Raw genomic sequence first — 21,934 nt, 5'->3', positions numbered from 1 at the left:
AATAGATACTAGGTAAGCAAATGGTATCTGAAATAACCAAAAGGCAACAAAATTAATCCATGTAGGCGTTTTTTGTATCTCCCGAACCGTTAATGCTTGAATAACTATTTCTCAAGGGTAGCAACTTTCCGAACACCTCAGATAAGGAAACTTGTATATATAGAAGTTGTACTTAATCAATCATGACCCAAAAGTATAAAAAATATATTTTTATAACTTTTAGTCTATATTTTTTCTGCAATACGTTCAATTTCATCTAATAAACGTATAAAATGATCTTTAGTGGTTAATGGATTCATTACGGTACAGCGTAAATATCTTTTATCATCAATGACTGTTTGTACAATATAAAATAATCCTGATTCTATAAGTTCTTTTCTTATAGATGCATTTAAATCATTAAGTATAGATGTATCGCTAATCGCTTCGGGCACATACCTAAAGTTTACAATGTTAGAGGCTGGATGTATTGCCAATTCAAAATTCGATCTCTTGTTTATTAAATTGGCTAGCAGTTGTGCTGATGCATATAAATGATCGATATTTTTTTCAAATATATCAGTACCATAGGTTTTCAAAATAATATACACTCTCGCTGATAGTAAAGATTTGGTACATTCAAAAGTTCGTTTTGCTGAATGGTACCATTCTTCATGATCTGGGGTATCCCAAAGGTACTGTGCTTTTTGCACAAAGGTTTTATAACTTTCTTTACCATCTTTAAAAATGAGCGCAGTATTTAAAGCAGGAGTCATTAACATTTTATGATAATCGATCACTACTGAATCTGCTTTTTCAATGCCACGTACCAAGTGTTTGTGCTTATTCGAAAACACAACCCCACCTCCATGCGCAGCATCTATATGCAACCATATATTCTGATCACTACAAAAATCTGCCAAAGAAGTTAGATCATCATACGAACCTGTTGCCGTAGAACCAGCGCATCCTATGGCACAAAATACATGAAAGCCATTTCTTTTAGCTTTATCTACGTACGATACTAAGAGATCTGTTCGTATTTTAAACTCATCATCAACCGGAATTTTTATAATACCAGCTTCTCCTAACCCTAAAATTCTAGCTGCACGATCAATACAATAATGTGCTTCTTCAGAAACCAATACTGCCAATTTCTCCTTATGACCATCTTCCCAAACGCCACTTGGTGCTTTTGCTTTTCTCGCTGCCAACAAGGCAGTAAGGTTTGCTAAAGAGCCTCCCGAAGTGATAAATCCTGAAGCATCAGCGGTATATCCAATATGCTTCGCTGTAAAATCGATAACGGTTCGTTCCATAGCATTAGAGGCTGGTCCCATTTCATAAACACCCGTACCGTTATTTAAAAAATCTGCTAGTAATCCGGCAAAGGCCGTTATTGGTGCCGGAACAGCTGTTTGATGCCCAATAAACCCAGGGTGTTGTAGTTGCGTTGAACGATGCAATATCGTTTTAAACGTCTCTAAAGGATCTGCTATCGTATCGAGATTATTCTTAAAAAAATGTAATTGCTCTTCGGGGTTTATATGTGGGTAAACAGCCTGATCTTTATCTTGCTGAACTTTAGATAATTGATCTGCTAATACATCTATTATTTGATGTCCAAGATTTCTAAAACGCTCAGCATCATATATTTCATTAAATAATTCTTGAGTTGGAGTGGTTACTTTCATACCATAAAATTAAGGGGAGTTACAAACAATAAAAAAGTTTTAGAGGTCAACAGTAAGTTACTTATACTTTTCGATTGATAAATTTTATCGTTTTCGACCATTTTTGCTATATTAGGTTATTAAATATTATGTCTTTACTTTGGAGGCGATAAATCCTAAAACAAAATTCATTAAAATATTGGTTGACATTAAAATCGATTATCCGTGAATACATTGTTCTTATCCACGATTTTATTTGATGTGTCATAGTGTAGATAGTTTTATAACAGGCTGAAGGACTTTTGGTTATTGTTGCCATCTCAAAAACAAATAAAAAAGGCTTTACGAACTCCAAATTTGGTTTTACAGAACAGAATATTTGCTGTAGCTGATTCTATATGGTGACAAATGTTGCGCTGGCGTGAAAAGTCCTCATCGGTTTTAAACCGATTAGAAAACCCTAGAAGGTTTTGACCCTTAAATATGTCCATAAAACCGCTATATTTATTACAATCAAAGTTACATATTTATCTACTGATTTCTAAAAAGTTTATGTGGATATTATTTAAGATTTTAGGTTGCGTAAAATTTCTTCAAGTTAAGTGCTTTTAGAAAGAGAGAGTTGTAATATGCAAATTTATAGGGAATATTAACTAGTATACAAGATATTATACTCCCAAAAAGAACTAGATACAAAATGCTTTGTAGAAAACAAACTTGATCTTGAAGTGCCCTAGGTAAATACTCATCATTTCACTATCTAAGAATTTGCCCTTGTGATTATATTTTTTAATAAGTAATTTTCTAAAAACGGACGACTTTAGAATTGTGAAACAAATTCTTTGTAGAAATCATCTATTTCTACAAAGAATTTGGTAAATTTATAAAATCCTTATCAGATTTTTATTGAGTAGTTAGTTTATTTTTGACAATAAATTGGTATTTATTCTTGAAAAAAAATTCGTTAACTAAAAAAACTATAAATATTTTTAATGGTATAATATATTTAATAATTAAATCAAGTTATTATTCCAACCCTCGTCATTAAACAAAGCTTAGTATATAAAAATCAAAAAAAATTATTATTTAATTTAATCCTTTTTAATTATGAGAAAAATGAAATCTCTTTTCATGAGCCTTATGGCTTTAACATTGATCATGACTACTTTTAGCTGTAGCGAAGATGCTAATTTAGCCCCAGAAACTGAAAACAAAACCCTTAAAAAAAGTCGCAAATTACAGGTTAATATTTCAGAGAATTTGAATTTCAACGAGCGAAAAGCGAAGTTTGATTATTTTAAAGACAAGCTTGATACTGGTGAAGACATTACAGCAGAATTATCTGCCTTCATTCAAAATAATTCACAAAGATTGGGTTTTGGAGCTGATGCAGATTATTTAAACAATATGGTTTTAGCAGTAATTAATCCTGATGATTATGTTTGTGATAACTCAGACATACCTTTGACTAATTATATAAATTCTACCACTGAGAATTGGAACTTATTAGATATAATCGTTTTTATATTGTTTGGTAATTATCCTGTCTTTGACGCTATTTTTTTTAAATCACCTGACGAAAGACAATCTTACGGTGTTAATGGAGAATATACAAATCAGTTAAACAGAACATTTAAAGATTTAAAACGATTTTGGGACATAAACTCTAGCGATATTAATATGTTTGCAATGAAGGGAACTACGTATGCTGACATAGACCGACTTACTGAGATTCTTTTACTTAGATTTCCTTCAATAACTGAAGAGAGTGCAAGAAATTCTGCTACATTTCTCTCGAATATTTTTGGTGGTGATAGCTTTTGGAATTATAATCATCCTTTATTATCTTTTAACGCTTTTGCATTGACAACCACCGATTCGTTTATACAAGATAGAATTATAATGGGTGATGGTATTTTAACTGGATATGGAGAAATTGGATTAGGTGATGTAGCACCTCAGGCAATTTTAGCACATGAGTTTGCACACCATATTCAATTCGAAAATGGTTATTTTGAAGAAGTTGCTGAAGAAGACGAACCAGAAGCAACAAGACGTACTGAACTTATGGCTGATGCTTATTCAGCCTATTATTTAACACATAAACGTGGTGCAACTATGAATTGGTGGCGTGTACAACAATTTCTAGATGCTTTTTATAATATTGGTGATTGCGGATTTAGTAATCCAGGACACCATGGTACCTATGAGCAACGCCTAGCTGCTGCGAAATGGGGATTCAATTTGGCTGATAGCTCTTTACCCAAAGGAAAGATATTATCATCTGAGGAGTTCTTCCAGTTATTTGAAGCTGCCCTAGATGGTATTATTAATTGTGATACTTGCTTGCAATAATGTTGTTCTCGAATAAAAAAAATTAGTTTTTATTAGCAAACAGACATCTTAATTTAGATACAAAAAGAGATTACTCAACTAAAAGAGTAATCTCTTTTATTATGTGACTTATATAAAATGTTAAGCTACTACCAGTTTGAAGCTGGCAGATTTGATTCCTATCTTGTAAGGGAGGACAAACCCATTTTTATGATTTTTTATCTAAATAAATCGTTTGATCATCTTTAAAAATTCAATATTTTGTACATAGCCTGACGGCCAAATAACTAAATATTACCCTTTAATCCAATCTACAATTTCGGCATCAGTAGGTAAGGTTTTCGGTGAAATTATTTGCACCACTTCTCCCTTCTCATTGAGAAGGTATTTCTGAAAATTCCACTTTACATCAGAGTCCTTAAAACCATTTTTTGCTTTTTCTGTTAAAAATTGATAAACGGCATGCTTGTCTTTTCCTTTTACTGAGACTTTTGCCATCATTGGAAAGCTCACACCATAATTCTGTTTACAGAATTCTGCAATTTCTTTATTAGAACCAGGTTCTTGCCCCATAAAGTTATTCGCGGGAAAACCTACGATGACAAAGTTATTGTCTTTATACTCATCGTATAGTTTTTGTAAATGCTCGTATTGAGGTGTTAATCCGCATTTAGAAGCTGTATTTACTACCATGACCTTTTTTCCTTTTAAAGTGGATAGATCGAATTCTGATCCATCTAGCGCTTCTACTTTGAAATCATATAAGCTTTGTGTCGCTTTTTGTGCTACCGCAGTACTTGCTGCAACTGTGTTATCGTTATTCTTTTTTTCTGAACAAGCAAAAAGAGTAAGCGTTAGTAAAGTAATTAAAAAGACTCTCATCAGTGTGTAATTTTAGTTTTGTGAAAATACGAAAGTTTAAAGTGTTGGAACTCAATTTTAACAGATTACTTCGTCGTTTCATTCCTCGTAATGACCAAAAAGAAACGTCATTGCGAACTCTTAATGAGTGAAGCAATCTGTAAATTACAAGCTTCATATATAAAAATTACCTCGTCACTTCGTTCCTGTAATGACCAAAAAGAAACGTCATTGTGAACTCTTAATGAGTGAAGCAATCTGTCAATTACAAGCTTCATATATAAAAATTACCTCGTCACTTCGTTCCTCGTAATGACCAAAAAGAAACGTCATTACAAACTCTTAATGAGTGAAGCAATCTGTAAATTACAAGCTTCAATTATAAAGATTACCTCGTCACTTCGTTCCTGTAATGACCAAAAAGAAACGTCATTGTGAACTCTTAATGAGTGAAGCAATCTGTAAATTACAAGCTTCAATTATAAAGATTACCTCGTCACTTCGTTCCTGTAATGACCAAAAAGAAACGTCATTGCGAACTCTTAATGAGTGAAGCAATCTGTAAATTACAAGCTTCATATATAAAAATTACCTCGTCACTTCGTTCCTGTAATGACCAAAAAGAAACGTCATTGCGAACTCTTAATGAGTGAAGCAATCTGTAAATTACGAGCTTCAATTATAAAGATTACTTCGTCATTTCATTCCTCGTAATGACGTTATTTTTTATAAAATTGTTTGTTTTTTATATATGCTAAGATGGTCAACAATACACCAATGCCTAACCATACCCAAATCTGATAAGGAATTGGCGCTGATTCACCTGCGGCATACGAATGGAGGCCCGATAATAAATGATTCACACCCAAATAGGTCATTAACACCGAAGCAAAGGCAAAAAATGCTAATACATTAAATAGTAAACGACCACGCAAGCCTGGTATAAGTCGTGTGTGCAGTATAAATGCATAGACCATAATACTGATAAGCGCCCAAGTTTCTTTGGGATCCCAACCCCAATAACGTCCCCAACTCTCGTTGGCCCACATACCTCCTAAGAAATTGCCAATAGTAAACATTACTAAACCAACAGTCATTGACATTTCATTAATCACCGTAATCTCTTTAATATTTAGTGCAATTTTCTCTTTATTCTTTTTGGATGTAATTGCATATAAAATTAAGGAAATAAACCCTAAAATCATGCTCAAAGCAAATGGACCATAACCCGCCACGATAATGGATACATGAATCATCACCCAGTAGGAGTCTAATACGGGAACGAGATTACCAATCGCAGGATCCATCCAGTTCATATGTGCAAACATTAAAATCATAGAAACTACAAATGCTGTTGCGGCGATGGTCAGATTCGATTTTCTACCAAAAGCTAAGCCAAAGAACATCGTTGCCCACGCGACATAAATCATTGATTCATATCCATTACTCCAAGGCACATGCCCAGAAATATACCATCGAATACCTAACCCTATTAAATGATACATAAAAAGCAACACAATAACTCCAGCACTTATTTTTATTAAAGTAGCTAGCCATTTTTTGTTGTTGAAAATCTGTACGATTAGAAACGTTAACATAAGAACGCTGGCAAGCATATACTGCCAGAAGAGATTTCTAAAGATATCGTACTTATTATAAAAGATCTCAAGGTTTATTTGTCGTTCTGAAGGCATCACTTCACTACCAAACTTTTTTTGATACGCGCTGATCATAGCAACATATTCATCCGCTTTAGCGTACTCATTTGTTTGTGTAGCGTTATAAACAGCTTCAGAATATACCGGCAATAAATACGAAGCATTCATGGTATCTTTCGTCTTGCTATTAAAAAACTGAGTTCTTTCTGGATACGAGAACCATTTATTATTGGCATCGTTTTGCAATGGAAAAAACTTAAAAATACTACCAAATACAACGCCATACAACAAACCTGCACGTTCATGTACACTTACTAGACTCTCTTCATATTTATTTTTAACACGCTTTTTATAGGCCTTTTCTAGATCGTCTTTGAGCTTATATTCACCTCTAGGAGTAATAAGGTCGGTAAGGCTTAGATATTTTTTATCGTTTGGTACACCGATCAACTCTCGTGCCTTTGTATTATCTTTATTCATATAGATAATCGGAGCGTTAAACCATAGTTTAGGATTTGTAGCCATAGATACCACTGCTTGACTAGCACTTAAGCCACGATACGAATCTTTTTTACTTACTTTACGCAGCAATTCTGAAGCAAAGGTATGTACTGGCTTCATACGTCCTGCCTCATCTTGAATTACCAACCTACTAAACTTCTCAGCATGGGCTTCAGAAACTTTCGTAGCTTGTAATAGTGAATCTATTTGTGCATCGGTAATATGCGTATGCTGTGAAAATGTAGAAAAAGAAACTAACAATGCAATAGCAGCTAAACCATTCTTCTTTTTCTTAATTTTTTCAAGCATTTTATTAAGGTCAGCAAACCGAGTGGTTTTTGAGAATAGAATAAAGGTCAACGCAAAAAAAAGTAATACATAACCAATATAGGTAATGGTAGTTCCTAAAGCATCGTGATTTACCGACAGATGCGTTTCTTCTACGGGTCCTTTATCATTATAACTAGATTGAAAAAACTTAAATCCTTTATGATTCAAAATATTATTCATAAATATTCTAAAATCAAACGTTTCATCTCTATCGATGACTGTTACTTCACTGGCAAAAGACTTAGGACTATTTGAACCTGGGTAACGTTCTAACTGGAAGTCACGTAGTTTCACCGAAAAGGGCAAGGTTAATTCTTTAGCACCATAATTTAATTGAAAATTCAATCCGTTTAGCGTAAAAATTTCTGTTGGATTGATATTATACTTAAACCCAAACAATTTTACATTTTTTTTCTCACCATCTACACTTACTTCTAATTCTAAAAGATCATCAGGGTTTGCATCTTTATCTTCACTAGATACTAATGCTAATTTTCCTTTCTGCGGTGGCGTTGGTACCACAAACTGCATCTCACCTATTGAGTATAATGCTCGTAAATTAAATGCCTGTACTGTATCTTTCTTAACCGCACCACGTTGTTGCGTTGCCATGACCATAAAATTACCTGCTTGAGGTGATTTTAAGAATATACTATCATTTTTGGTACTAATATTTAAAGCGCCTTCTGTTTCTTTATCAAAAGCTACTAATACGTTATGTACATTGGCAACATCACCTTTTTTAATATAGTGATCATGACGAGAACCTCCACTCGACTCTACAAAATGTAAAAATTCTACACCATTCTCATCTTCTTGAAATGCTTCGAAAGCATTTGGTAGATAATTCACATACTTTATACTTACATCTTTACCTTTAAAATCTGTAGCTATAGAAAAATCATTTCCGCCTCTTACGAAGTTTAAAAACCTTGATATCAACGGAATAAATCTTGTCTCAGAACTTATTTTTGGTGTAAATAGATATTTTCTTTCAAACTTTTTCTGTACTTCATTATTATCTATCGTTGCTGTAAAATAAGTAGCCTCTGAAAGCATTTTATCAGCTACTTCGCCTTCTTTTATAGGCATCATGGCCTCATAGCTTATATATCGTGTAATTCCTGCACCTATAATCATTAAAATAAATGCTAAATGAAATAGCAATACAGACCATTTCTCTTTTCTATACAATCGATATCGAAAAATATTGCCAACAAAATTGATTACAAAAATCAACAGGATAATTTCGAACCATTTCGTATTAAAAACTAATGCTTTTGCGGCTTGTGTTCCGTAGTCATTCTCTATAAAAGTGGCTACTGCCATCGCAAAGGCAAAAACTAGAAATAAAATACCAGTAAGTCGCGTTGAAAAGAGTAGATTCTTTAATTTTTCCATTAATGAAATTGAGTAGAAAATATAATTGTGCGAAAATACTTAAAAAATGCCTCTTTTTATTGTATTTAACACTTTTTTAAATAGCTAAAACTTCCTTAAATTCGTCGTATGATAGCAATCGTTTTATTAGGCGCAGGTACTGTAGCCACCCACTTGGCAAAAGCATGTATTGCACACCCTGAAATACAGCTATCGCAAGTATATAGCAGGTCAAAAAAAAGTTTAAAAAAATTTAATAATCAGCTAAATACAACTAACAATCTAAATAATTTAATAAAAGCTGATGTGTATATTATCGCGATACCTGACGATCAGATTGCTGATTTTTCAGAGAAACTAAACCTACCTAAAGAAGCTTTGGTTGTTCATACTTCTGGCAGTATTGCCATGGCAGCATTATCTAACAAATATAGTCGTGGTGTTTTTTATCCATTGCAGACATTTTCTAGAGACAGAGAAGTTTATTTTACTAAGATCCCTATTTGTATAGAGGCTGAGCATGCTAAAGATTTGACAGTTTTGAATACCTTAGCTAGCGCTCTTTCAGATAACGTATATACAATAAATTCAAAACAGCGTAAAAGTATTCATGTTGCTGCCGTATTTGTAAATAATTTTACAAATCATTTATACCATGTAGCATACGAAGTTTGTAACACACATAATGTACCATTTAAAGTATTAGCACCTTTAATTGAAGAAACAGCAAAAAAAGTGCAAGAATTAACACCATTAAAAGCACAAACAGGCCCCGCAAAACGCAATGATTCTAAAACTATAAAAGCACATTTAAATATGCTTACTCAAGAGCAACAAAAAATATACAAATTGTTAACCGACTCAATAAAAAACACCTATGGAAAAGAGTTATAAAGAATTAATGCCACAAATAACCACCTTTATATTTGATATTGATGGTGTGCTTACAGATGGTACTGTTACTATATTTCCTGATGGAGAGCTCATACGTAAAATGAATATTAAAGATGGTTATGCCCTTAAAACAGCCGTAACCAAAGGCTATAATGTTTGCATTATCTCTGGTGGAACTAATGAAGGAGTACGCTCACGCTTACGCGGATTAGGAATTACCGACATTTACCTAGGTGCTCATAATAAAATAGAACAACTAGATGAATATCTCGATATTTATAGTATCAACCCTGAAAATGTACTATACATGGGTGATGATATTCCTGATTATCCTGTAATGAAACAAGTGGCATTACCTACCTGCCCAAAGGATGCGGCTCCCGAAATACAAAATATTTCATTATATATCTCTCAGAAAAAAGGAGGTAATGGCTGCGTTCGAGATGTGATTGAACAAGTACTTAAAGTTCAAGATAAGTGGGATGGAAATTTTGAAGCTAAATATGATTAATTTATGACCAACGAAGAGCGCTTGCTAAAAATACCTGTGCTTCGATGGTTTGTGAAGCTTTTTAAAAAAATAAAAGTTCCTGGCCTTGAAGGTATGTCATTATTTGATGTACTTGAAATGTATGTTTTGGGTATCGTGAAAGGTGCATTGACTTCACGTGCTGGTGCGGTAGCCTTTAGTTTTTTTATGGCACTTTTTCCTTTTGCCTTATTTATTCTAACCTTAATACCCTACGTGCCCATAGATGAATTTAATAAAATCTTTATGGATTTTATCAATCAGGCTTTGCCACCTAAAACATTTGAAGCTGTAGATACGGTATTAAATGATATTTCCAATAATCGATATGGAGGATTATTATCTTTTGGTTTTGTAATGTCAGTTTTTTTAATGACCAATGGTATAAATTCACTTTTTGGCGGATTTGAATATACCTATCACAAGCTAGAAACACGGTCAGTAATAAAACAGTATTTAGTATCGCTCATGGTTTCTCTTATCGTGGCATTATTGTTGTTTATTACGGTTGGAGCAATCATCTATTTTGAAATAGCCGTTGGTAATCTAACAAAGCAAGGATATGTTTCTGATGGTGAATTCTGGACACAATTAGGCAGGTATGCCATTATTTTTATCATGCTACTCACAACAGTGTCCGTTTTTTACTATTTAGGCACAAAAGAGGGTAAAAAAATATCTTTTTTTTCTGCTGGAGCTGTTCTTACCGCTATTCTAATAGTGATAAATTTCAGAATTTTTGGTATCTATGTAAAACGATTTGCTCAGTATAATGAGCTATACGGATCAATTGGTACTTTGTTGGTATTGATGCTTTTTATATGGCTAAATTCCATTATTCTGCTATTAGGCTTTGAATTAAATGCATCCTTAATTAAGTTAAAGAAAAAATGTAAACCATGAGAAATTTAAAACTTTTAATATTAGTATTCTTTGCGGGAATGTTTTCGGTTACTGCACAATCCGTATTTGGAAAATGGAAAACCGTTGACGATAAAACAGGCGAAACAGAATCTATCGTAGAGATTTATGAAAAAAATGGTAAAGTATATGCAAAAGTTGCTGAGATTTTAAATCCTGAAAGAAAGAATAAAAAATGTACCGAATGTAAAGGAACTGACAAAAACAAACCAATTGAAGGTTTAGTAATTGTTAAAGGACTAAAAAAAGATGGTGACGAATGGAGTGGCGGTAAAATTTTAGATCCGAAAAATGGTAAACAGTATAAGTGTTATATCAAACTAGAGAATGCTAATAAGCTTAAAGTGAGAGGATATGTAGGTTTTGCATTGGTTGGTCGAACACAATATTGGTATAGAAATTGATATTCTTTTCATGGTTTATGAAAAGAATTTTACATATAGCATTTGTTCTATTGTTTGTAGCCGCTTCTTTTGCTCAAGAAAAAGGCATTGATCTTAATTGGCAAACTGATTTAGATAAAGCAACTACCTTGGCTACAAAAGAAGATAAACTAGTGTTGCTTTACTTTACTGGCTCCGACTGGAATAAAGCTTCTCAATTACTAAATAAAGAATTTTTTTATACTAAAAAATTTCAAAGTATAGCTTCAGAAAATTTAATCTTAGTTCGAATCAACTCACCTAGAAGATCTAATTTAATATCTAAACATCAAAAGGATTCTAATGAGAAACTTAGTAAAAAATACAATCAGAGAGTTTTTCCTACAGTTATTCTGTTAGACACTAAAGGTAAAGAGTTAGGTCGTGTAGAAAGCTATAACTACTTAAAAGATACAAGTCAACATTATAAACTGGTGAAAAAAGCAACAAAAAAAGCGGTCATAGACTAATCTTAGACCGCTTTTTAGTTTAAAAATTTAATCGTAAACCTACTTTATAATTTCTACCTAATGTTGAAAACCCAAAAACTTCTTGATATTCTTCATTAAAAATATTACTTACCGTTGCATATAGCTTCAATCTATCTTTGATAACAATATGGTTCAAATTGAAATCTAATAAACTATAACTGTCTAATGTTAAACGCTCTGTGAAATCAGCATTAAATGCTGTTGCAGTGCGTTCTCCAGTATATTGATAGTGTAGAGAGATATAATTAGCATCGCTAATATTATAACCCAGATTTACATTCGCTTTATGTTTTGGTGCTCTAAATATAACACCGTCTTTTCTTTCTGTAAAAGTATAATTAGCATCAAAATTCAAACCCTTTATTAATTCAGACGTTACTTCTACTTCTACTCCGTTTACCTTAAATTCATCCGAAGTATTTTGATATTCAGCTTCAAAAGTTGCCAGATCTAGTGTTATAAACTCAATAACATTTTGTTGATCTCTATTAAAATACACAGTACTTATTGATAACTTCTTTCCTAAATTTAATACTAATCCTGCCTCTATAGTAGCATCTTCTTGTGCTTTTAAATTAGCATTACCAAAACTTGGTGAAAATAATTGAAACAACGAAGGCGTAATATATGCCGTACTATACGATGAAATAATTTTTAAGCGATTGTTATTATTTAGTTTGAATACATAAGACGGATTTATATTGTACACAAAATTACTACCATATTCGCTATGATTATTCAAGCGCGCTCCTGCATTTATATTCAAGCCGAAATCAGATAAATACGTTACATTTACATAAGGATCTACGATTTGGTCGTTTGCAATATCAGCAGTAATTGCTGGTGCAAAATTTGTTTCTCCAAAAGGCACATTAAATGTATTTATCTCATTTTCAACATAATTTAATCCAACAATAGTATAAAATTGATTACTAAACTTATATTTGTTGTAAGCATCAATTAGATACGATTTTCCTTCTGAAATTGAACCAGTAAACAATTCAAAATCAAACTCTCTATCTATATTATTAATCGCAGTGTTTACATGAATGCTTCCGTTAGGGTAATTATAGTTAGCCCCTAACCCGAAGCGATATTGTTCATTCTCAGAGGTATTCTCTTGATCTATAAAAGAAAAACCATCATCAAACTCAGCGGTGTACTTATCATAATTTCCGAAGAAGGTCACATCAAATTTATTTGAGGCTCTATACCCTAGTTTAACATTTGTACTGACTTTTGCAAATCGATCGCTCTCATTTTTAATAGTACTATTTGGTGTATTCGCAGCAGAAAGTCCATTGGTGTTTTTACTGCTAAAATTCGTTAAATAACTAAACTTACCTATAGTACCATTGATGCCTATTGTGCTTATAAAATCTACCAAATCTACTCTAGAATCATCTTGCGAATTATTGGTACCTATATGCATTCCTAAACTTGCTTTGACAGGTCTTTTAGAAGCTTTTTTTAACGTAATGTTGATAATAGCCGTCGAAGCTCTGTTACCGTAAAGAGCACTTGAAGCACCCTTTAAAATTTCGATTGATTCTATTTGATCTGTAGATAATAATTGTAAATCATAATTATTTTCAATTTGCGATGGGTCGCTAACTGCTATACCATCTATTAATACAAGTACTTGCCTATTTTGGCCTCCTCTAAAAAAAGTACTTAAATTTTGACCTGCATTACCAAGACTTCCGTTAATCGTAATCCCTGACTTTGCATTGATAATTTGGGCAACTGTTTGACCTTGACTTCTCTCAATTTCTTTTTTAGAAATTTTAATAATTGTTTTACCAGAATTTTCTCTTTTTAATTTAAATCGAGAATCTGTTAATACTACTTCATCTAGTTGTTCAACATTAGTTGAATCTTGTTGTCGCTGCGCATTTACTAAACTTAATGTTAGCAATGCACCTACTAGCAATAACCTTTTTTTCATCTTATTAAAAGTTTGATCCGCTTTTATTTTACACGGAAATGATTAAAAAATGGCTATCAGCAAGAAAATAGGATGCATGAGTGAATCATGAATCGTTACTCTTCCTCCGAAAGCTTTGATTACTTATACTATTGGCAGGTCTCCTGACTTACGTCTTAACAAATGCCTTCCCAGAAGATTCCAGTGACATGAAGTTATTGTTAAGCACTTCTAAAAAAGAAGCTAAGCTTACAGTTGCGGGGACAGTTTAGGAATTGAAGACTTTAGATATTTAGATTACAGAGATTAGATTGCATACTCTTAAACGATATTTAAATCAACAATCATAACTCTTACAGCAAAATTCTTACATCAACTCACCTAATTCCCTTTTAATCGATACATGTTTTACAGGTATCAAACCAAAATCGTGGCAAAAGTAATGAAATAGATTGATATAAAAATTGATACTTTTGCTGAAAATTATACTTGATGCAATTCAACAAAATTCTTTTCTCTTTTTTCTTTTTTCTTGTCTTTCTGATAAGCTGTAAACAGGTAAAAAAGAAAACAACTGCGGTGCCAGAAAAAACTTTAACAAGTTATGCTCAAGGTTTTCAAATTCAAAAAGATAGAAATTACACTAAACTTATTATCAACTCTCCTTTTCCTGATGCTGTAGCGCCTCATGAATTTTATCTTATTTCAAAAGAAAAGGAAATTCCAAAAGCATTAATTAATAAAAAAATTATACGGGTACCGATTGAAACTGTAGTGGTAACCTCTACAACACATATACCAATGTTGGAAGCATTACATGTTGAAAATAGCTTAATTGGATTTCCTAATTTAAAATATATATCTTCAGAAAAAACGTATGCTAGAATCCAAAAAGGAATGATTCGTGAGTTAGGTAAAGAAGAAAGTATCAACACCGAAGTTTTACTAGAGTTAAACCCTGAGGCGGTTATTGGATTCGCCATGAGCAGCAATAACAAAATGTTTAGCAATATTGAAAAAGCAAATATCCCTGTAGTTTTAAACGGAGATTGGTTAGAAACCACACCGTTAGGTCGTGCAGAGTGGATAAAATTCTTTGGAATCTTATTTAATAAAGAAAAAGAAGCGGATAGTATTTTTGAAAATATTGTAGCAGCTTACAATAAAGCTAAAGTAATCGCAAAAAAGGCAACACAAAAACCAACCATACTATCTGGAGTTCAATTTAATGATGTATGGAGTTTACCAGCAGGTGAAAGCTTTGTAGCGCAATTCTTAAAAGATGCAAACCTTAATTATCTTTGGTTAAACACCAAAGGAACGGGCAGTTTACAGTTAAGTTTTGAAGCTGTTTTTGACAAAGCAAAACATGCTGACATATGGATTGCTCCTGGTCATTATACCAGCTTTAATCAACTACAAAAAGCCAATCATCATTACACACAGTTTGATGCCTTTAAAAACAAAACTATTTATACTTTTGGCCTTAAAAAAGGCCAAAACGGAGGTGTTATTTATTATGAAAAAGCTCCTTTAGAGCCTCATATTGTTTTAAAAGACATTATTAGAATAGCACATCCCGAACTTCTACCCAATTATCAACCTTTTTATTTAGAAAAACTAACAGACTAATTGAGTACTTCTAAAAATTATACAAATACCTTTATCATTCTAAGCATTTGCTTAGTAATAAGTTGGTTTGTAAATATTAGTTTAGGCTCTGTACATATTCCTATTAAAACAGTGTTTAAAACTATTTTAGGTAACTCAGAAAGCTATATTGTTACAAATTATCGATTACCAAAATCTTTTACAGCAACTTTAGTCGGGTCTGGCTTATCGGTATCGGGTTTATTAATGCAAACCTTATTTCGAAACCCGCTTGCAGGTCCTTTTGTGTTAGGAATAAGCTCTGGAGCTAGTTTAGGCGTTGCCATTTTAATTTTAGGAATCTCGCTCGTAGGCGGAAGCATGGCGGCACTTGCCTTTTCTAACATAGGATTGGTAGTAGCTGCTAGTTTAGGTGCATTTTTAGTACTTTCAGCCGTGATGATTGTATCTAGAAAGCTAAAAAATACGATGTCAATATTAATTATCGGACTTATGTTTGGTAGTCTTTCGGCTGCCATTATAAGCGTATTAAGTTATTTTAGCAGTGCTGAACAGCTTCAGCAATATATTTTTTGGGGCTTTGGCAATTTAGGAAACCTATCATGGCAAGAACTTATACTGTTCTTTTCTATATATCTGATTGCTATGATTATGATCATTTTTATTATTAAACCACTCAATAGCTTATTATTAGGTGAAAATTATGCTCAAAGCTTGGGTATAAACCTAAAAAAAACGAGAATGATCACATTAATTGCAACAGGATTACTCACAGGCATCATAACTGCTTTTTCTGGCCCAATTGCTTTTGTTGGCTTGGCAGTTCCGCATTTAACCAAATTAGTATTTAAAACTTCTAACCATAAAATATTGATTCCTGCTGTAGCCATTATTGGTGCTTTGAGTATGTTATTAGCCGATACCATAGCACAAGTACCTAACAGCGAATATACCTTACCAATTAATGCCATAACCTCTATTTTTGGAGCACCTGTAGTCATTTGGTTATTAGTAAGAAAAAGAAAAATAATTTATTAATTTTTTGAATCAAATAGATAAACATATCATATTAAAAACAAACAACTTATCAATAGGTTATTATTTCAAAAAGAAGCAAAATATTGTTGCTTCAAATATTACTTTTAAGTTAGCACCTGGAACATTGGTCTGTTTGCTTGGTAAAAACGGAATTGGCAAATCTACTTTATTAAGAACGCTATCAAAAGTACAGCCAAAAATAAGTGGAACTATAGAAATTGATACAACTTCTATAGATACAATTTCTCCTTTAAAATTAGCTCAAAAAATTAGCTTAGTACTCACTGAAAGAATCCCAGAAAATAATTTAACTGTTTATGAACTCATAGCTCTAGGGCGACAACCTTACACAAATTGGTTAGGTAGTTTAACAACAGAAGATCATACACAAATACATAATGCAATTGAGAGTACAAGTATTAATGCATTAATACATAAGAGATGTGATGCACTAAGCGACGGGCAACTACAAAAAGTAATGATTGCCCGCGCACTAGCACAAAACACTGAGATTATTATTCTAGATGAACCAACTGCACACCTTGATATACATCATAAAATTGAAGTATTTAATCTTTTGAAAAGATTAGTAAAAGAGTTCAAAAAAACGATCATCATTTCTACACACGAAATACAACTAGCGCTGCAAACAGCAGATACTTTATGGTTATTAAAAGAAAATAATTTTATCTCTGGTAATACAGAAGCTTTAATATCTGACAATCAACTACATAATTTATTTGATTCTACCTTGGTTAAATTTGATGTTAAAACAAAACAATTCATCATAAATTCGTAGTATTTTTAGAGTTTGATTTAAAAAAATATTAAATGAAGTATTTCTTCTTATTCCTGATGCTTACCAATACTCTTTCTTGTAAAGCTAGTACAACAGATACAGCAAAAAACAAAGAAAACAACAAGCTTATCGATAGTACTAAAACAAAAGCAGAAATTTATGCTGAGACGATTACACAAGAAGATCTTAAGAAATTAGTATATAAATTAGCAAGTGATGAATTTAATGGAAGAAAAACAGGTGAAGAAGGGCAAAAAATAGCCGCCAACTATATTGCAGATTTTTATAAAAAAAGAGCGATTTCTTCCGCTATTGATACTAGCTATTTTCAATATATACCTAAAGATTACTTTAGAGGAAGCACAAAAAATGATTCTGAAAATGTCATTGCCTTTATAAAAGGTTCAGAAAAACCAGACGAATACATTGTACTTTCTGCACATTACGACCATGTAGGCTCTAGAAAAGATAAAATCTACAATGGTGCTGACGATGATGCCTCTGGCACTTCAGCAGTTATGGAAATTGCTGAAGCTTTTAGAGAAGCAGTTAAACACGGTAGTTCACCCAAACGTTCTCTTGTTTTTTTACATGTAACTGGTGAAGAAATAGGCCTATTTGGTTCTAAATATTATACAGAACATCCTGTTTTTTCTTTAGAAAACACCATAGCCAATTTAAATATTGATATGGTTGGTCGCGTCGATAAACGACATAAAGAAAATCCTGAATTTGTATATTTAATTGGTTCTGATAAGATTAGTACAGAATTGCATGAGATTTCAGAAAAAGCAAATAAAGAAACTGTAAAACTTTCTCTTGATTACACGTATAATGATGAGGATGACCCTAATAGATTCTATTACCGTTCTGATCATTACAACTTTGCAAAAAATGGTATTCCGATTATCTTTTATTTCAACGGTGTACATAAAGATTATCATCAACCATCTGATACTGCAGATAAAATACGCTATGACTTATTACAAAAGCGAACACAATTAATTTTTTATACAGCTTGGGAATTGGCCAACAGAAATGAACGCCTAAAAATTGATTAAGGCATAGTGTACACTATTCTCGACATAGAAACCACTGGCGGAAAATACAATGAAGAAGGTATTACAGAAATTGCTATTCATAAATTTGATGGACATCAGGTGGTAGATAGCTTTATAAGCTTAGTAAACCCTGAGCGTAAAATACAACCCTTTGTCGTAAACCTTACAGGTATTGATAGTAATATGCTGCGCAATGCTCCAAAATTCTATGAAGTGGCTAAACGTATTGTAGAAATTACTTCAGATAGCACCATTGTTGCGCATAACGCCAATTTTGATTACAGAATATTACGAACAGAATTTAGACGTTTAGGATTTGACTTTGAACGGCAGACCCTCTGCACAGTTGAGTTGAGTAAAAAATTAATACCAGGTTTGGCTTCTTATAGTCTTGGAAAATTATGTCGTTCTTTAGGCATACCTGTTTCCGACAGACATAGAGCAAATGGAGATGCCATTGCTACAACGAAGCTTTTTAAGTTATTACTCGATAAAGATACTTCTAAAACAATTCTAAAGAAGTCTATTCGAGATATTCCCAGAAATCACATGGATGCTAAGTTGCTTAATATTTTAGAAGAATTACCTTCAGCTACAGGTATCTATTATATGCATAAAGCGAATGGTGAAATTATCTATATCGGCAAGAGTAAGAATATTAGAAAAAGAATCAATCAGCATTTTACTAGTACAACTCACAAGTCTAAGAAAATTCAAACATTGGTTGCAGCTGTGACCTACGAATTAACAGGAAGCGAACTTGTAGCGCTGCTTAAAGAAAGTGAAGAAATAAAGCGTAATAAACCTGTATTTAACAAGGCTCAGCGAAGAACTATGTTCACACACGCTTTATACAACTTTACCGATGATAACGGTTATATCAATTTAAAAATAGATAAAGCCGATGGTAGAAAAAAAGCGATTACCACATTCAGCAATAAACAAAGTGGTAAAAGTTTTATGTTTAAAATGGTTGAAAAGTATGAATTATGTCAAAAATTAACAGGACTCTACGCTACTAAGAAAAATTGTTTTAACTATACCATAGATCAATGTTATGGAGCATGTATTGATGAGGAAAGCAATCAAAAATACAATGATCGTGTTTTATCGTTAATAGCAAACAATAGTTTTGAAAGTAAGAGTTTTGTTGTGATCGATACTGGTAGAGATTATGATGAACGCAGTGCAATTTTAATTGAAAACGGAATTTTTAAGGGTATTGGCTATTTTAATTTAAATTTTCAATTGAATAATATTGAAATTCTAAAATCATTAATAACACCCATGCAAAACAATCGTGATGTACAGCATATTATAAAATCATTTCTACGAAGAAATAAAAAGCTAAAACTCGTAGAATTTTAAACTATCTCACGTTTTTCATACTTTTGATAAAAACCTACACTTTTTGAATATCCAAAACAATACTAAAAACTGGAGAAATAAACTTCATGAAATAATTTACGAAGCCGATACACCAGCAGGTAAATTATTTGATATTATATTATTAATTGCCATACTTGCCAGTATTGTTTTTGTAATGTTAGAAACGGTTGAAGAGTTTGATAATAAATATCATAATTTTTTAAATGTTGCCGAATGGGTCATTACTATTCTTTTTACTATTGAATATATAGCACGTATAATATCTGTTAAAAAACCAACTAAATATATTTTTAGTTTTTATGGAATAATAGATTTATTATCAACTATTCCTAAATATTTATCTCTTTTGTTTGTAGGTACACATGCCCTAGCTGCTTTGCGAGCACTACGATTGTTAAGAATATTTAGAATTTTAAAATTGGCGAGATATATAGGTGAATCAAATCGCTTACTAGTAGCATTACGCAATAGCAGGGCAAAAATATCTGTATTCTTATTTTTTGTAGTTATTCTTTGCATCATCTTAGGTACCATTATGTATCTAATAGAAGGTGGTGCAGATAGTGGTTTTACAAGTATCCCAAGAAGTGTATATTGGGCAGTTGTAACATTAACTACGGTAGGTTATGGAGACATCGCTCCCGTAACTGCATTAGGGCAGTTTATAGCCTCTATGATTATGATTTTAGGGTATGGAATTATTGCAATACCCACAGGAATTGTAACCGCCGAATATACCAAACACAAAGAAGTACATACAAATACGCAAAGTTGCCCTAGCTGTTCGTTTGGTAAGCATCGAGATAATGCTGAATTCTGTTATCATTGTGGGCATAAATTAAATTAATGTCAAATTACTTAATCACCATTGTTGGTCCTACTGCTATAGGAAAAACTGCCTTAAGTATCGCTATTGCAAAACATTTTAATACTGAAATTATTTCTTGTGACTCTCGACAGTTTTATAGAGAGATGGCTATTGGCACAGCCGTTCCTAGTAAAGAAGAACTCGCACAAGTACCGCATCACTTTATTCAAGATCGTTCAATATTTGAGGATTACAGCGTAGGTCAGTTTGAAAAAGATGCAATTAGTAAATTAGATGTACTATTTAAAAAGCAGAATATCGTTGTGATGGTTGGAGGTAGCGGATTATACGTAGATGCTGTTGTAAAAGGATTAGACCATTTTCCTGATATTGACCCTAAAATAAGAGAAAGCTTGAAAGAAGAACTTGCTTCAGAGGGAATTGTATCATTACAAAAAAAACTTAAAAAACTAGATAGAAAGACTTACGAGAAGATAGATATAGAGAATCATCAACGCGTTATAAGAGCCTTAGAGATTTGTATTGGCACAAACAAACCGTATGCTTTCTTTTTAACAGATAAAGCCTCTAAGAGAAATTTTACCTCAATCATCATTGGATTGACAGCAGATAGAGAAATAGTGTATAAAAGAATCAATCAACGTGTTGATATGATGATACGAGAAGGCTTGTTAGAAGAAGCAAAAAAACTATTTAAACACAAGCATCTAAATGCTTTACAAACAGTAGGCTACAAAGAATTATTTACTTATTTTGAAAATACCTGCGATTTAGACTTTGCCATTTCTGAGGTTAAAAAAAATACACGTCGCTTTGCTAAACGTCAAGGCACCTGGTTTCGAAAAAATAAAGAAATTAAATGGTTTGATTATCTTCAAGATAAAAAAAATATAATTCAGCATATTGAAAAACAACTTATCAAATAGCTAAAATGAAAAAATGAATATGTAGATATTGATACTTTAAGTTCTTATTGCATAATGTACATCAAACAGATAAACTTTTACAAAAAGAACGTTATAATGAGTAGATACTGTAGTTGTTGATATTTTTCTAGATGCTGTAAAATCTTTCCTATGAAATACCGAAAACAAAAAGTTTGGCAAAAATTATAATGAATAACGAGGAATTGACAATTAATGCGACTACCGAAATGTTTTAAAAAATCTTAGTATTATAACGCTCAGGATGTTTAGGGTTTGAATTTTCATAAAAATTTTCTATATACTTCATATCTTTTTTAAAATTACCAGACATGTTTAGCATACCTCCTATTCCTGCTATTCGGTTTTTATAATCTAATCTAC

17 protein-coding genes, 1 pseudogene and 1 riboswitch are annotated in these 21,934 nt (G+C 32.4%); of the genes and pseudogenes, 13 read left to right on the top strand and 5 right to left on the bottom strand.

The features are described from left to right. Positions 1–224: 224 nt before the first annotated feature. Both AC1EUY_RS14725 and AC1EUY_RS14720 read right to left on the bottom strand, forming a co-directional pair. Positions 225–1,673 (bottom strand): pyridoxal phosphate-dependent decarboxylase family protein, encoded by a 1,449-nt coding sequence (locus tag AC1EUY_RS14725; RefSeq protein WP_480196311.1) that lies wholly within the window; start codon positions 1,671–1,673, stop codon positions 225–227. Positions 1,674–1,729: 56 nt separating this feature from the next. Next, positions 1,730–2,143: pseudogene (locus AC1EUY_RS14720) on the bottom strand (hypothetical protein); the annotation flags it as partial. Between the two features lie 625 nt (positions 2,144–2,768). Between AC1EUY_RS14720 and AC1EUY_RS14715 the strand changes: the two are divergent. Further along, positions 2,769–4,007 carry a neutral zinc metallopeptidase gene (locus AC1EUY_RS14715; protein ID WP_480196310.1) on the top strand — a complete coding sequence of 413 codons (1,239 nt, stop codon included), beginning with the start codon at positions 2,769–2,771 and terminating at the stop codon, positions 4,005–4,007. A 273-nt stretch (positions 4,008–4,280) separates the two neighbouring features. On the opposite strand, the gene AC1EUY_RS14710 is transcribed toward AC1EUY_RS14715, so the two are convergent. Both AC1EUY_RS14710 and AC1EUY_RS14705 read right to left on the bottom strand, forming a co-directional pair. Next, positions 4,281–4,868, bottom strand: a complete 588-nt coding sequence (locus AC1EUY_RS14710; RefSeq protein WP_480196309.1) for a glutathione peroxidase — start codon at positions 4,866–4,868, stop codon at positions 4,281–4,283. Positions 4,869–5,566: 698 nt separating this feature from the next. After that, entirely contained in the window at positions 5,567–8,737 is a 3,171-nt protein-coding gene (locus AC1EUY_RS14705; RefSeq protein WP_480196308.1) for a cytochrome c biogenesis protein, read from the bottom strand. A gap of 108 nt (positions 8,738–8,845) precedes the next feature. Here AC1EUY_RS14705 and AC1EUY_RS14700 point away from each other — a divergent pair, with 108 nt between their 5' ends. From AC1EUY_RS14700 to AC1EUY_RS14680, 5 genes are read left to right on the top strand one after another with little or no spacing between them, the layout of a single operon-like run. Further along, positions 8,846–9,610 (top strand): Rossmann-like and DUF2520 domain-containing protein, encoded by a 765-nt coding sequence (locus AC1EUY_RS14700; protein WP_480196307.1) that lies wholly within the window; start codon positions 8,846–8,848, stop codon positions 9,608–9,610. Further along, a complete protein-coding gene (locus tag AC1EUY_RS14695) occupies positions 9,594–10,121 on the top strand; it encodes a KdsC family phosphatase (RefSeq protein ID WP_480196306.1) in 528 nt (175 codons plus the stop codon). Before AC1EUY_RS14700 ends, AC1EUY_RS14695 begins: the two co-directional genes overlap by 17 nt. 3 nt (positions 10,122–10,124) lie before the next feature. Continuing rightward, entirely contained in the window at positions 10,125–11,042 is a 918-nt protein-coding gene (locus tag AC1EUY_RS14690) for a YihY/virulence factor BrkB family protein (RefSeq protein ID WP_480196305.1), read from the top strand. Then, positions 11,039–11,464, top strand: coding sequence for a DUF2147 domain-containing protein (locus AC1EUY_RS14685; RefSeq protein ID WP_480196304.1), 426 nt, complete (start codon positions 11,039–11,041; stop codon positions 11,462–11,464). Before AC1EUY_RS14690 ends, AC1EUY_RS14685 begins: the two co-directional genes overlap by 4 nt. A gap of 17 nt (positions 11,465–11,481) precedes the next feature. Beyond that, a complete protein-coding gene (locus AC1EUY_RS14680) occupies positions 11,482–11,952 on the top strand; it encodes a thioredoxin family protein (protein ID WP_480196303.1) in 471 nt (156 codons plus the stop codon). A gap of 19 nt (positions 11,953–11,971) precedes the next feature. Here the strand turns inward: AC1EUY_RS14680 and AC1EUY_RS14675 are convergent, their stop codons facing one another. Continuing rightward, complete coding sequence (locus AC1EUY_RS14675; RefSeq protein ID WP_480196302.1) at positions 11,972–13,921, bottom strand: TonB-dependent receptor plug domain-containing protein; 1,950 nt, start codon at positions 13,919–13,921, stop codon at positions 11,972–11,974. A 116-nt stretch (positions 13,922–14,037) separates the two neighbouring features. Further along, positions 14,038–14,342: riboswitch (cobalamin riboswitch) on the bottom strand. 50 nt (positions 14,343–14,392) lie between these two features. Here AC1EUY_RS14675 and AC1EUY_RS14670 point away from each other — a divergent pair. From AC1EUY_RS14670 to miaA, 7 genes are read left to right on the top strand one after another with little or no spacing between them, the layout of a single operon-like run. Next, complete coding sequence (locus tag AC1EUY_RS14670; RefSeq protein WP_480196301.1) at positions 14,393–15,532, top strand: ABC transporter substrate-binding protein; 1,140 nt, start codon at positions 14,393–14,395, stop codon at positions 15,530–15,532. Further along, positions 15,533–16,549 (top strand): FecCD family ABC transporter permease, encoded by a 1,017-nt coding sequence (locus tag AC1EUY_RS14665; protein WP_480196300.1) that lies wholly within the window; start codon positions 15,533–15,535, stop codon positions 16,547–16,549. A gap of 4 nt (positions 16,550–16,553) precedes the next feature. Beyond that, positions 16,554–17,348: an ABC transporter ATP-binding protein gene (locus AC1EUY_RS14660; protein WP_480196299.1), complete on the top strand. Its 795-nt coding sequence runs from the start codon at positions 16,554–16,556 to the stop codon at positions 17,346–17,348. A gap of 32 nt (positions 17,349–17,380) precedes the next feature. Further along, positions 17,381–18,409, top strand: a complete 1,029-nt coding sequence (locus AC1EUY_RS14655) for a M28 family metallopeptidase (protein WP_480196298.1) — start codon at positions 17,381–17,383, stop codon at positions 18,407–18,409. A gap of 6 nt (positions 18,410–18,415) precedes the next feature. Continuing rightward, complete coding sequence (locus tag AC1EUY_RS14650; protein WP_480196297.1) at positions 18,416–19,777, top strand: exonuclease domain-containing protein; 1,362 nt, start codon at positions 18,416–18,418, stop codon at positions 19,775–19,777. Positions 19,778–19,820: 43 nt separating this feature from the next. Further along, entirely contained in the window at positions 19,821–20,645 is an 825-nt protein-coding gene (locus tag AC1EUY_RS14645; RefSeq protein ID WP_480196296.1) for an ion transporter, read from the top strand. Next, positions 20,645–21,553, top strand: a complete 909-nt coding sequence (gene miaA / locus AC1EUY_RS14640; RefSeq protein WP_480196295.1) for a tRNA (adenosine(37)-N6)-dimethylallyltransferase MiaA — start codon at positions 20,645–20,647, stop codon at positions 21,551–21,553. Before AC1EUY_RS14645 ends, miaA begins: the two co-directional genes overlap by 1 nt. Positions 21,554–21,934: the final 381 nt, after the last annotated feature.

Source organism: Maritimimonas sp. 2210JD6-3 (assembly GCF_056591795.1).
Note: the sequence above shows the minus strand (reverse complement) of the source record. Positions and strands in the feature narration are given on the sequence as shown.